This window comes from Gilliamella sp. CG16, assembly GCF_046635785.1.
In the GTDB taxonomy this organism is placed as follows: Bacteria; Pseudomonadota; Gammaproteobacteria; order Enterobacterales; family Orbaceae; genus Gilliamella; species Gilliamella apicola_I.
This window is the reverse complement of record NZ_JBIDFL010000003.1, coordinates 215,510-229,059: the sequence shown is the minus strand read 5'-3', so window position 1 is coordinate 229,059 and position 13,550 is coordinate 215,510. Positions and strand designations below refer to the sequence as shown.

Here is a 13,550-nt window from a genome sequence, read left to right as displayed (position 1 = left end):
AATATATATTAACCTATAGAGATAACCTTGCAATAACAAAAATCGTCCCCATAATAACCTTAATTCACTAAGTTTTCGACTATATTTGGAGTACCTTATGACAGAGCAAGACAAGAACATGTCAGAAAATGAACCTAACATTGATGTAGCGGTAGAAGAACCAAAAGAATCAGAAGCACCAGCTGAACCGAATTACGAGGAGCAATTAAAAGCGAAAGATGCACGTATTGCTGAATTAGAACAGGCATTACAAATTGCGAAAAAAAATGAGAGTGAGGCGATGATTCGTGCCCGTGCTGAGATTGATAATGTTCGTAAACGTGTTGAACAAGACGTTGATAAAGCACGAAAATTTGCGTTAGAAAAATTTTCGAATGAACTGTTGCCAGTTATCGATAATTTAGAGCGAGCTCTAGAATCTACCGATAAAAATAATCCTGAACATCAAGCAACTGTTGAAGGATTAGAGCTTACCTTAAAATCATTTTTAGATACCGTCAAAAAGTTTGGGATTGAAGTGATTAACACAGTAGATTCACAATTAAATCCTGATGTTCACCAAGCGATTAGCATGGTTGAATCGCCAGATCATCAATCAGGTCAAATCGTCAATACCATTCAAAAAGGTTATACCTTAAATGGTCGTTTAATTCGTCCGGCAATGGTGATTGTTGCGAAATAAATAAGCGATTATGCTGAAATAAAAGGGAAATGAAGTATTTCCCTTTTTTGTTTCAGTTTGCTTAAAAGATAGGTTAATACACCCTTTATTTTCTATTTATGCTGTTTTGGCAATGATAAATATCCTTTTATAAACTCAACGATTGGATCGGCTTGATTGATATCAAATACAGGTAGATGACTCTCTAATGGTTCATCACTGGCGATGGCTAAGGTATATTCGTCAATATACAGCTGAGGTTGATTTGTATGCCGATGACAAATAATTTTAGGTATTTTCTCTTCTTTAAATCCTTCAACCAAAACGATATCGACATGGCTAAATTGGTTAATCAGTGTCGTTAAATCGACAGGATTGTTTGGGGTCTCTTCAATAAATGCATAGCGGTTATCACAAGCAATAATGGTTTGTAAAGAACCGGCTTTTCGCAGTTCATAACTATCTTTTCCGGGAATATCTAGTTCAATATTATGATGCGCATGCTTTAACGAGCCAATGCGAAAACCCTGTTCGACCAATAAAGGAATTATTTTCTTGAGAAGGGTCGTTTTACCACTGCCACTATAGCCACTAATTCCAATCATTTTTGTATTGTTCATAGACTCTCTGCTTTATCGTGTTATATTGAAGATGCGATTAATATAACATCATATTAAAAAATGAAGGCGGAATAAAGGTAATGATATGTATGATTTTTTGAATGATTATAACCAAACAATGCATCCAAGCTTGTTAAAAAGCTTTGTTGAAACGACCAATAAAAAGTTAAGTGGCTATGGTTTAGATGAGTGCTGTCATCAAGCTAAAGAAAATATCAAAAAGCGTCTAAAATCGCCGAATGCAGATATACATTTTATGCCAGGTGGAACTATCACGAATTTAACAGTTATTTCACATATTTTAAAACCTTATCAAGCGGTTATTGCGACCGAAAGTGGACATATTAATGTGCATGAAACAGGGGCGATTGAAGCAACAGGACATAAAGTATTAACGGTGAAAAGCCAAGATGGAAAATTGACGCCTGAATTGCTAAAACCCGTTTTGGCACATCATCATGATGAACATATGGTACAACCTAAATTAGTGTATATTTCAAACACCACCGAACTTGGTACTATTTATAGTAAGCAAGAGCTTAAAAAGCTATATCAATTTTGTCAAAATAATCAACTTTATCTGTATTTAGATGGTGCACGTTTGGCAATGGCATTAGCGGCTAAAGATAATGATCTAACCTTTCCGGATTTAGCTAAATATACCGATGTTTTTTATATAGGTGGCACGAAAGTGGGGGCATTTGCGGGTGAAGCATTGGTGTTTAATAACCTGACGATTAACCAAGATTTTCGATTTAGTATGAAGCAAAAAGGCGCAATTTTAGCTAAAAGTTGGATTGTTGCCGTACAGATGAATGCGTTGATGCAAAACAACTTGTATATCAAACTGGGTAAGCATAGTAATTATATGGCAGATAAACTGCAAACACTGTTTGAAAATGCTGGATTTTCATTCTTAAGTAAACCACAAAGCAATCAATTATTTGTTAGTGTGCCAAAACGATTAGCCAAGAAAATCCTTGCACATTATTCGGTCGATAATCTTGGGGCAATTGATGAGGCACATATCGGGTTACGTTTTTGTACTTCTTGGGCAACACAGGATGTTGAAATAGACGATTTTGCTAAACACCTAACAAAATGGATTAAATAGCAGTTTAATCTAGAAATAAGAGATTTATTTTTTTGATTGAGTGAGTTGCTCAAGTATCTCAGGGGTATTAATATTGGTAAAACATGATGGTTTATCACTAAAATCGACAGCATAAGCATTGATTTGTTGTAAAAATAACATCAATTTACGTTCACCTTGTGCCAAATAAGTTTTAAGTGGGGTAATTATGGTTTTATGAATCAATAAAATGGTTGGATGATGATACCGCCCGTCAAAGGGATAAATAGCGTAATGTGTCGTGGTGTGTTGGGTTAAACGAAAGATTAAATCGTCAGGTAAAAAAGGCGTATCACAACTGACAAATAAGTTCCAGTCGGTAGTGCTACGTAATAACCCACTGTAAATGCCGGAAAGGGGGCCATGATAACCCGCTAAATCATCAATGAAGGTAGGATAGCCTGCCTTTTGATATTGATTCAGATTGCGATTACAGTTGATCATGATGAAATCTGTTTGTGATTCAATACGATCAATGACATGTTGATAAAGCGGTTTACCATTTAGCTGTAATAATCCTTTATCGTTACCATTCATTCGGGTACTTTTTCCGCCAGCTAAGATAATTGTTGTAATAGGTAGTTTGCCCATAAAATGTCTCTGTTTCACATTGCGAAAAATCTAAATAGCATTACTATATAGCAAAATTAATTTAAGTTATAAGGGAAATTAGACATATCACAATTATTTCATAGACATTAAATTGTATTGAAAGATAAGTCGATACCCATGACTTTTAACGTGTCGTTTGTATTTAGTAAAAAGAATCGCTACTATTGTTTATGTTTCTGTGACAGAATTTATAGCGTTAAATATTTAATATTAATTTTATCTCATCATCTTCAATTAATTTGAAGTATACAAAAAGGTATGAATTATGAAATGTCATCGTATTGATGAATTAATGGAGTTATTACAGGCAGCCTGGGAAAAAGACTCAGATCTGAATCTGTTACAATTTCTTGCACAGTTAGGGCAAGAAGCAGGTTTTGAAGGCGACTTAAAAGAGTTAAGTGATGAGGTTCTGATTTATCATTTAAAAATGCGTGACGCTGATAAAAATGAAGCTATCCCCGGTCTGAAAAAAGATTATGAAGATGATTTTAAAAGTGCCTTGTTAAAAGCGCGTGGCATTATTAAATAATAAGGAGAATTGACTAATGAAAAAGACGTTTATTGCTTTGGGAGTATTACTTTTTTCGGTAAATAGTTTTGCAGAGCAAGCCCCCGCAAGTATTGACTCTAAGGAAGATCAAACACCGACTATTACGGCACCATTAGCACCGATTGAAAAAGGTGTTCAGTATGTTGTACTACCGACTAATCCATCACCAGACAAAGAAGTGATTGAGTTTTTTTCATTTAATTGTCCTAGTTGCTACCGATTTGAAACAAAATATCATGGTGCACAACTTATCAGCAAGGATTTACCAGAAGGGGTAAAATTTAAACGTTATCATTTAGAGGATTTTGGGCCACTTGCCAAGGAACTTGCTCAAGCATGGGCGATAGCTAATGTACTTGGTATTCAAGATAAAGCTTCAGACGCTTTTTATCAGGCAATACAAGAAGAGCGTAGCATAAAAACTGCTGACGACATCAAAGCGGTATTTTTAAGGTTAGGTGTGGATAGTAAAACGTTTGATGAAACGAAAGACAATTTTTTAGTTAAAGCTTTTATGGCACAACAAACCGATGCCATTAAAGAATTGAAACCAAACTCAATACCTTCTGTTATCGTTAATCGCAAGTTTTATGTCAATTCCAAAGGACTTAATATATCTGATGAACAAGCATTTATTAATGATTATTTAAGAGTGACTTCGTTCTTAGTCGGCTTAGATCCGAAAACCAAAAATTAAGCGAGTGTTATTGATTAAAACATCTGTTTTGAGTGCGATAAATTGTCATAGTATTTGAATGTAACATGATGACAATTTTTAAGGTTGTTATTTTAAATCCCTTTGCAATATCATGATTGCAGAGGGATTTTAATTTTAGGTGAGGTTTTAAAAACGTTATTCTCGTTCTAAAGCATAAATCGGATCAAGTTTGGCGGCTCGTTTAGCTGGAAAATAACCAAAAATTATGCCAATGACACTTGAACAACTAAAGGCAGCGATAATTGAAATGATAGAAAAACGCATCGCAAAGGATGTGACAACATAATTGAAAATCCCACCAACCACAAATGATAATAAGATGCCTAATGTACCACCGATAAGACATACTAATACCGCTTCGATTAAAAACTGTTGCAGTATATCACTTGAACGAGCACCCACTGCCATGCGTACGCCAATTTCTCGGGTTCTTTCAGTGACAGAGACCAACATGATATTCATAACACCAATCCCCCCCACTAACAGTGAGATAAATGCAATGGTTGAAATTAATAATGTTAATACCCAAGCTGAGGAGTTAACGGTTTCACGAATGCTATCTGAATTAAAAATAAAAAAGTCTTTAACACCATGACGTTGTATCATGATTTTATTAATCGCTTGTTCAGCAATCGATAAATCAACATTATCATTGACCCTAACCGTAATACTTCTTAACGAGGTTTGTCCTACCATGCGATTAATGACTGTGGTGTAAGGAAGCCAGATGTTAAGGCTTTCATTATTACCAAAACCTTGTTGTTGTTTTGTGGCAACACCAATTATTCGTACCGGTAATTGACCCACCATCAGAATTTTGCTGATTGGATTTTCATTCTTAAATAGCTGTTTAACGGTATTTTCATCGATAACGGCATCTTGTGCTGACGAAGCAACACTGGTCTGATCAAACGCAATACCTTGGGTAATGTTATAGCCACGAACGGCAAAAAATTGCTCTCCCACACCATTTACAGTCCCCGTTACAGCCAAATTTTTAACCCGAAAATAGACTGATGTTGCCAGATTTGGGGTCGTGCTATGTACAAAACTTTGTTTTGCTAAAAAGTCGGCGTCGGATGAGCGTAAGGTGGTAATTTTATCTGCGTTGCGATCCCCAAATCCGCTTCCGGGATAAATTTCGAGTGTGCTTGTCCCTAACGAATTTATATTCGATAATATTTTTTGTTTTGTGCCTTCGCCTAAGGCAACCATTGAAACTACCGAGGCAATACCAATGATAATACCAAGCATGGTAAGAAAAGTTCGTAATCGTTGAGAAAGCATCGACAATATTGCCATATTAAAGGCATCTCGAAAACGATTATACTTAGCTTGAAAGTTGTCTTGGGTTTTAGTCGTTTCGATCTGTTTGACTTGGCGATGATCCTCTTCTTCTGCGTGATAGTTAGGATTGATTGAGTCAGAGATAATATTTCCGTCACTGATTTCAATAATCCGTTCTGCACTTTGGGCAATATTGCTATCATGTGTCACAATAATGACGGTATGCCCTTGTTTATGAAGTTCTCGCAAGATAGCCATGACTTCTAAGCCGCTTTTACGGTCAAGTGCGCCCGTCGGTTCATCTGCTAAAATAACTTGTCCGCCGTTTATTAAGGCTCGAGCAATACTGACACGCTGTTGTTGACCGCCAGATAATTGACTGGGTTTATTATTAATCTTATCTTCAAGCCCTAAACGGGTTAATATTTCAATAGCTCGTTTTTTCCGTTGTTCATTGGTGATTCCGGCATAAATAGCTGGGATTTCAACATTACCTTGTGCCGTTAAGGCGTTTAGCAAATGATAACGTTGAAAGATAAAACCAAAGTGTTCACGACGTAATTCAGCTAATTCATCAGGTGATAATTGATTGGTGGTTCGTCCTCCAATGGTATAGACACCAGAGCTTGGTTTATCTAAACAACCTAAAATATTCATTAATGTTGATTTGCCCGAACCAGACGCACCAATAATGGCAACCATTTCGCCAGCATTAATCGTTAGATTGATGCTTTTAAGCACTTGTATGGTTGAATCGCCAGCTGGAAATTCACGAACAATGTTTTCAAGTTTGATCAGCGGATTATTAGTGTTTGTCATATCAGAATCTTATCCTCGGCGTGCGTCCATTAGGATTGAATAATGCGCCATTGTCACTACCAATAATGACGACTTCCCCTTCTTTAAGTCCGGATTTGATTTCCACATTAATATTATTATTGATACCTAAACTGACTTCTCGTTCTTCAGCATTATTTTGTTGATTAAGTACATAGACAATTGCTTTATTACCTGTCAAATTTTTTTGGATTGCTTGAGATGGGATTGCCAATACATCTTTTGCTTCAGATAAAACAATATAAACTTGGGCTGTCATGGAAATTCGTAAAATATGATCAGGATTATCAACATCGAATAATCCATTATAGTAAATTGCTGTTTTGGTGGTGGATGACGAAGAACTTAAACTTGATGAACTTTCCGTATTAATCGAATCTGGCGCAGGTTCAATGGCGCGTAATGTTAAACCGTCAAAACGTCTATTAGGTTCGCCTAATATGGTGAAATAGACGGGCATTCCTTTTTTTACATTAATGACATCCGCTTCTGAAATTTGTGCTTCAACGGTCATCTTATCCAATTGTGCAACTTTCACAATGGTTGGTGCACTTTGCACAGAGTTAACGGTTTGACCTTGATCAACGGGTATGGCGACAATCACGCCATCAATAGGTGATCGTATTTTGGTATAACCAAGATTCACTTTGGCTGTATCAACAGCGACTTGTGCACTGATGATATTTGCATCTAAGGCAGCGATATCGGCTTTGATTGCATCGAGATCGGCTTTGGCTGAATCTAAATCGGATTGAACGCCGACCCCTTTATTGACGAGTTTTAATTGGCGATTATAAGTCAGTTGGTAATTAATTAAGTTGGCTTGTTTTGATTTACGTTGTGCTTCAAGGCTACTAAGCGAAGCTTCGGCTTGTTTCAAATCATTGCTTTGTTTTAAGTCATCAATTTCAGCAATCATGTCTCCTTGTTTAACTTGATCACCTAATTCAACATATAACTTTTTGATCTGACCCGAAACCTGCGCACCCACGCTGACTTGCTTGAATGCGCTAATTGTTCCATCAGCCAGTACCGTTTTTTCAATATTAACTTTAGTCACAGGTGAGGTAATATAATTCACTGGCGATTGTGACGGAAAAACGATCAGCTTGATAATATAGAGAAGCACAAACAGAAAAATAGCAATCACTATATTTTTGAATTTAATTAACTTTAACAATATCTTTTCATCCTTTTATTCTATTCTTTAATCGTTTTAGCATTGTAGCGTAATAATATAAATGTTATTGATAACTATTCTTAATAAATTGTAATTATTATGAAAATAATACAGGCTAAATTATCTAATTTATATTGAAATATTTCAATAAATTCAAACTTATTTGGTTTATCATGAACATGATAGCTGTATTCTTTTTTAGAAATTAGGAAGGATTGCGCTATAATGGCGCAAATTTTTTGGAGATGATAAAGTTAATTGAGCAATGGCATTAAAAATAACCAGTAAATGTATTAATTGTGATATGTGTGAGCCTGAATGTCCTAACGAGGCTATCTCTATGGGGTTTGATACTTATGAAATCGATCCCAACAAATGTACTGAATGTGTCGGTTATTATGATCATTCAACTTGTCAGCGTGTTTGCCCCATTCAAAATGCTATTATTGCTGATCCTGAGCATATCGAGACCCATGATCAGCTATTGGCAAAATTTGAGCAACTAAAACACACAAATTAACCCGTTAGTTTGCTTTTACTTCAATACGCAATTCTTTAGGAATTTCAAAGGTAATATTTTCTAAAATTCCGTCTGTTTCGATCAGTGATGTGCAACCCAAACTTTTCAAATGTTCAATAACCTGTTGCACTAAAATATCGGGCGCAGATGCGCCTGCTGTTACGCCCACCGTGCGAGCATTAGTTAGCCATTCTTGCTCAATATCGGTGGCATAATCAATCAAATAGGCATTTTTACTGTTGCGTCTGGCAAGTTCAGCTAATCGGTTGGAATTGGATGAATTTTTTGAACCGACGACAAGTATCACATCTGCTTGGGATGAAAGTTGTTTTACGGCTTGTTGTCGATTGGTTGTAGCATAACAAATATCATTTTTACGCGGGCTACGGATTTTAGGAAATCGTACTTTTAAGGCAGCAATGATTTCCGCCGTATCTTCCACTGATAAGGTTGTTTGGGTGGTAAAGCATAGGTGATCTTCGTTTTTGACTTGTAATGTTTGAACATCGTTTATCGATTCAATCAAATAAATACCACCATTAGGATTATTGTATTGACCTAATGTACCATCCACTTCAATATGCCCGGCATGACCGATTAAGACCACTTCTTCACCACGATAACTGGATCTTGCCACTTCCATATGAACTTTAGTCACTAATGGGCAAGTCGCATCAAAGATACGAAGTTTTCGTTTTTTTGCTTCTTCACGCACCGCTTTAGATACACCATGCGCAGAAAAGATAAGAATACTATCGTCAGGGACTTCGTCAATTTGTTCAATAAAAATTGCGCCTAGCTCTTTCAAGTTGTTAACCACATAGCGGTTATGCACCACTTCATGGCGAACATAAACAGGTGCGCCAAAGAGTTCAAGTGCGCGTTCAACGATCGTGATAGCTCGATCAACACCAGCACAAAAACCTCGAGGGTTAGCTAAAATAATTTGCATGTTATTCGGTCTTTTGGGGTTTTTTATAACTACTTAAAATAAATAATCCAATACCGATACAAATCGCACAATCAGCAATATTAAAGGTTGGGTAGTGCCAGCTACCGAAATTTACATCTAGAAAATCAACCACAAAACCATGATAAAGGCGGTCAAATAGGTTGCCTAAAGCACCACCTAATATAAGTGATAGTGAAAAATTTTCTAATTTTTGCTGTCGTTTGTTACGATAAAGCATATACACAATGGCACCACTAATGAGTAAAGCAACGGCTGCAAGCATCCAACGTTGACCTTCAAAAATACTAAATGCAGCACCAATATTTTGTACATAAGTAATCGAGAAGAAAGGTAACACGTTGATTGATTCATAAAGGTTGAATTTAGTTAGGATCCAAAATTTACTAGCAATATCAACAAAGAACACAATTGTGCTAATAAGTAACCAGTAAAGTCCATTCTCTTTTTTCATAAAGTTCATGCTCATGATGATATTTCGCCGACTGTTGTCGGCGCTTAATGTAATAAATGGCTATAAGCTATTGTCTTATAGCCGTGTTTATCTGTCATTCTATTGCTAGGCGAAATGTCTAACTTCACCCTTACCATGAATATTTTCTTCACAGCGTTTACATAAATGTGTTGTTGGTTCATTATCAATGGTGTAATGCCAACAGCGAGGACACTTATCACCCTGCGCTTTCGTGAGCTCGATTTTAAGACCGGCTATATCACTTTGTACTGCCTGTTGTGGCGCACTGTCTAGTGGTTTCACGCTGGCTTGTGAAGTGAGTAGTACAAAGCGTAATTCGTTCTCTAATTTAGCGAGTGCTGTGGCAATCTGATCGTCTGCATAAAGGGTAACAGCGGCTTCAAGAGAACCACCAATCACTTTATCGTTACGACCTTGTTCTAGCACTTTGTTTACTTCGCTACGAATTGCTAGAATTTGCGCCCAATACTCACTATTTAATGTTTCGTTATCGGATAAACTAAATAGTTCGTTATACCATTCATCTTCAAATACAAATTCTGATTTTTCAGCTGAAGGTAAATATTGCCAAATTTCATCAGCGGTAAAAGATAGTACCGGCGCTATCCAACGTACCATTGCTTGAGCAATATGATATAACGCAGTTTGGCAACTATGACGAGCAACGCTATCACTTTTGGCGGTGTACTGACGATCTTTAATAATATCTAAATAGAATGATCCCATTTCGATTGAACAGAATTGCATAATACGTTGTACGACTTTATGGAAATCATAACTTTCGTAAGCTTGGATAATTTGATCTTGTGCCTCTTTTGCCATGCTGACCGCCCAGCGATCAAGTACCACCATATCTTCAGGTTTGATCATGTCTTTAGCTGGATCAAAGCCGTTTAAGTTAGCCAGTAAAAAGCGAGCTGTATTACGAATACGACGGTAACTATCCGCTGCACGTTTGATGATTTCGTCAGAATAGCTCATTTCACCCGAATAATCAGTCGAAGCAATCCATAGACGTAGAATATCCGCTCCGAGTTTACCCATAACTTCTTGTGGGGTAACGATATTGCCTAACGATTTAGACATTTTTCGACCTTGACCGTCAACCACAAAACCATGCGTTAACACTTGCTTATAAGGGGCTTTGTTATCAATCGCTGTTGATAGCATTAATGATGACATAAACCAACCACGATGTTGATCTGAACCTTCTAAATACATGTCAGCTTCGTGCCCTTCAAACTCAGGGCGTACACCGACTACCGAAAAGAAAGTTGATCCTGAATCAAACCAGACATCAAGGGTATCTGGCACTTTGCGATAATCGTCTGCATCGGGACCAAGCAAATCTTTGATATCTGCATCCCACCAAGCTTGGATACCGTGTTGTTCAACTAATTTAGCGACTTTTTCAACCAGTGCTAGGGTATCGGGGTGTAGCTCTTCGGTCTCTTTGTGGACAAATAACGTCATCGGTACGCCCCATGTACGTTGACGAGAGATACACCAGTCAGGGCGATTAGCAACCATTGTCTCAATTCGTGCTTGTCCCCAATCCGGAATCCAGCGAACTTGTTTAATTTCTTGTAATGATTGGGCACGTAAACCTTGTTTATCCATGCTAATAAACCATTGCGGTGTTGCACGATAAATAACTGGTGTTTTGTGACGCCAACAACATGGATAGCTATGTTCAATATTTTCAAAATGAAGTAGCGCATTGTGGTCTTTTAATATGTCGATCACAACTTTATTCGCTTTAAATACAAATAAGCCATCTAAACCTGCACCTGTGCCCGGTAAATAGCACCCATTGCCACCAACAGGGTTAGCAACTTCAAGCCCATATTTTTGACCAACTAAAAAGTCTTCCGCACCATGGCCGGGCGCAGTGTGCACCGCACCAGTACCAGCGTCAACCGTAACATGTTCACCAAGTACAATGGGTTCATCAAAATCAAGGAAAGGGTGCTTAAAGCGTAATAGCTCAAGCGCATCACCTTTACAGCTGCCAAGAATTTTCCATTCTGAAATTTCGGCACGTTTCATGACGGATTCGACCAGATCAGTGGCTAAAATTAAGCATTCTTTATCGTTTATTTGTACCAGTTGATACTCAAACTCAGCATTTAAGGCAATACCTCGGCTAGCGGGTAATGTCCAAGGTGTTGTCGTCCAAATCACGGCATAAATAGTTAAATCGGTATGAACGCCAAATTTACTCGCAACAGCTTGGTTATCCACCGCTTTAAATTTTACATCTATAGCGGGTGAAGATTTATCATAATATTCTACTTCTGCTTCTGCTAACGAAGACATACAATCTGTACACCAGTAAACAGGTTTTGCCCCTTTGACTAAATGCCCGTTTTTGATGACTTTACCTAACGCTCGAATAATATTTGCTTCCGTATCGTAATTCATTGTGCGGTAGGGATTTTGCCAATCACCCAATACACCCATACGTATAAAATCAGCTTTTTGTAGTTCAACTTGAGAAGCAGCATAGTCACGACAAATTTGACGAAACTCAGCCGGTGTCACTTTTACGCCTGGTTTGCCAACTTGTTCTTCAACTTTTTGTTCGATTGGCAGACCATGACAGTCCCACCCTGGAATATATGGGGAATCATAACCGCTTAAACCTTTTGATTTAATGATAATATCTTTGATAATTTTATTAACTGCATGACCAATATGAAGTTTGCCGTTTGCATAAGGAGGGCCATCATGCAAAATAAAGGCTTTTTTCCCTTTTTTTACTTGGCGGATTTTGCGATAAAGTTCTTTATCGTACCAGTTTTGCAACATCGCCGGTTCGCGTTTGGCAAGATCACCTCGCATTGGGAAACCGGTTTCCGGTAAATTCAATGTATTTTTATAATCTGTCATGCTGATTTATTCCAGTTAATTTTGTTGATACTACTTTCTTAATTGGTTAATTGTGCACTGATCTTTTTCGCAGTGCAAACATCTTGTGTAATTTGTTCTTTCAACGCTGTTATAGAGTCAAATTTTTTCTCGTCTCGTAATTTTTCGAGGAAGGTTACGTCTAAATATTGTCCATAAATATCACCCGAAAAGTCAAATAGATTCACTTCTAAAATGGCTTTTTTTCCTTGAATAGTTGGTCTTATACCAATATTAGCAATGCCATAATAAGATTGTTGGCTACAACAATTTTTGACGTTAACTAAATAGACACCGTGTAAGGCTGGTTTTTTGCGGTGTAGTTGAATATTTGCCGTAGGAAAACCTAATTGCCTTGCTAATGCATTGCCATGAATAACACGCCCTTGAATGCTATACGGACGCCCTAATAGGCAACGTGCTAATTCAAAATCATTGTTGAGTAAAGCTTTACGCACCGCGGTACTACTAATTCGTAACTGATTCCAAACGTAGGTTGGCATGCTTTCGACAGTAAAATCATTTTTTTGTGCATAATGTTCAAGAAGATGAATATCCCCTTTACGTTCAAACCCAAACCGAAAATCATCACCAATAATAATATATTTGGCCCGTAACTGATTTATCAACCACGCTTGAATAAAGTCATCAGCAGACATTTTGGCAAAGGTTTGAGTAAACGGAACAGCAATAATATAGTCGATACCGAGTTTTTCAATAAAAATCACTTTTTCTTGAAATGAGGTTAATCGGGAAGGGGCATTTTCCGAACAAAAAAACTCTAACGGTTGCGGTTCAAATAGCATAACCACGGTTGGTAGATTTAATTTTTTACCTTGGGTGATTAAATGGTTAATTAATTGCTGATGTCCTAAATGTACGCCATCAAAATTGCCCAATGTCAGTACGCACTGGGAAAATTGATTTTTTAAATTAGCAATACCGCGAATGATCTTCATGAAAATGTGTTATTTAACTGTGTAATTTAACTCAAGTAGCCGAGAATTATACCAATCTTTCTTGAAGATGCACGTAATATAAAGCTGATTTTCGGTTGTTTTGTATTTGAGTTTTA

13 protein-coding genes are annotated in these 13,550 nt (G+C 37.2%); 5 read left to right on the top strand and 8 right to left on the bottom strand.

Annotation, left to right across the window (positions count from 1 at the left end; genetic code table 11):
- Positions 1-97: 97 nt before the first annotated feature.
- Complete coding sequence (grpE, locus tag ACGH47_RS05240) at positions 98-682, top strand: nucleotide exchange factor GrpE (protein ID WP_065558494.1); 585 nt, start codon at positions 98-100, stop codon at positions 680-682.
- A 92-nt stretch (positions 683-774) separates the two neighbouring features.
- Here grpE and mobB read toward each other — a convergent pair whose 3' ends face one another.
- A complete protein-coding gene (mobB, locus tag ACGH47_RS05235) occupies positions 775-1,281 on the bottom strand; it encodes a molybdopterin-guanine dinucleotide biosynthesis protein B (RefSeq protein WP_411622891.1) in 507 nt (168 codons plus the stop codon).
- Positions 1,282-1,366: 85 nt separating this feature from the next.
- Here mobB and ACGH47_RS05230 point away from each other — a divergent pair, with 85 nt between their 5' ends.
- Positions 1,367-2,395 carry a threonine aldolase family protein gene (locus ACGH47_RS05230; protein ID WP_411622890.1) on the top strand — a complete coding sequence of 343 codons (1,029 nt, stop codon included), beginning with the start codon at positions 1,367-1,369 and terminating at the stop codon, positions 2,393-2,395.
- Positions 2,396-2,419: 24 nt separating this feature from the next.
- Here the strand turns inward: ACGH47_RS05230 and mobA are convergent, their stop codons facing one another.
- Positions 2,420-3,004, bottom strand: coding sequence for a molybdenum cofactor guanylyltransferase MobA (gene mobA / locus ACGH47_RS05225; protein ID WP_411622889.1), 585 nt, complete (start codon positions 3,002-3,004; stop codon positions 2,420-2,422).
- A gap of 286 nt (positions 3,005-3,290) precedes the next feature.
- Between mobA and ACGH47_RS05220 the strand changes: the two genes are divergently transcribed.
- Together ACGH47_RS05220 and ACGH47_RS05215 are read left to right on the top strand one after the other, a co-directional pair.
- Complete coding sequence (locus tag ACGH47_RS05220; RefSeq protein WP_065558498.1) at positions 3,291-3,557, top strand: YihD family protein; 267 nt, start codon at positions 3,291-3,293, stop codon at positions 3,555-3,557.
- A 16-nt stretch (positions 3,558-3,573) separates the two neighbouring features.
- Entirely contained in the window at positions 3,574-4,275 is a 702-nt protein-coding gene (locus ACGH47_RS05215) for a DsbA family protein (RefSeq protein ID WP_411622888.1), read from the top strand.
- A 156-nt stretch (positions 4,276-4,431) separates the two neighbouring features.
- Here ACGH47_RS05215 and ACGH47_RS05210 read toward each other — a convergent pair whose 3' ends face one another.
- Together ACGH47_RS05210 and ACGH47_RS05205 are read right to left on the bottom strand one after the other, a co-directional pair.
- A complete protein-coding gene (locus ACGH47_RS05210) occupies positions 4,432-6,402 on the bottom strand; it encodes a MacB family efflux pump subunit (protein WP_411622887.1) in 1,971 nt (656 codons plus the stop codon).
- 1 nt (position 6,403) lies between these two features.
- The gene (locus tag ACGH47_RS05205; RefSeq protein WP_411622886.1) at positions 6,404-7,600 is read right to left on the bottom strand and encodes an efflux RND transporter periplasmic adaptor subunit; all 1,197 of its coding nucleotides are present in this window, start codon (positions 7,598-7,600) and stop codon (positions 6,404-6,406) included.
- A gap of 265 nt (positions 7,601-7,865) precedes the next feature.
- Between ACGH47_RS05205 and ACGH47_RS05200 the strand changes: the two genes are divergently transcribed.
- Entirely contained in the window at positions 7,866-8,120 is a 255-nt protein-coding gene (locus ACGH47_RS05200) for a YfhL family 4Fe-4S dicluster ferredoxin (RefSeq protein WP_220216264.1), read from the top strand.
- A gap of 4 nt (positions 8,121-8,124) precedes the next feature.
- On the opposite strand, the gene ispH is transcribed toward ACGH47_RS05200, so the two are convergent.
- From ispH to ribF, 4 genes are all read right to left on the bottom strand, one after another.
- Entirely contained in the window at positions 8,125-9,072 is a 948-nt protein-coding gene (ispH, locus tag ACGH47_RS05195; RefSeq protein WP_065558502.1) for a 4-hydroxy-3-methylbut-2-enyl diphosphate reductase, read from the bottom strand.
- A gap of 1 nt (position 9,073) precedes the next feature.
- The gene (lspA, locus tag ACGH47_RS05190) at positions 9,074-9,544 is read right to left on the bottom strand and encodes a signal peptidase II (RefSeq protein WP_411599273.1); all 471 of its coding nucleotides are present in this window, start codon (positions 9,542-9,544) and stop codon (positions 9,074-9,076) included.
- 105 nt (positions 9,545-9,649) lie between these two features.
- The gene (gene ileS / locus ACGH47_RS05185) at positions 9,650-12,457 is read right to left on the bottom strand and encodes an isoleucine--tRNA ligase (RefSeq protein ID WP_267350225.1); all 2,808 of its coding nucleotides are present in this window, start codon (positions 12,455-12,457) and stop codon (positions 9,650-9,652) included.
- 38 nt (positions 12,458-12,495) lie between these two features.
- The gene (gene ribF / locus ACGH47_RS05180) at positions 12,496-13,434 is read right to left on the bottom strand and encodes a bifunctional riboflavin kinase/FAD synthetase (protein WP_267350226.1); all 939 of its coding nucleotides are present in this window, start codon (positions 13,432-13,434) and stop codon (positions 12,496-12,498) included.
- Between the last annotated feature and the right edge of the window lie 116 nt (positions 13,435-13,550).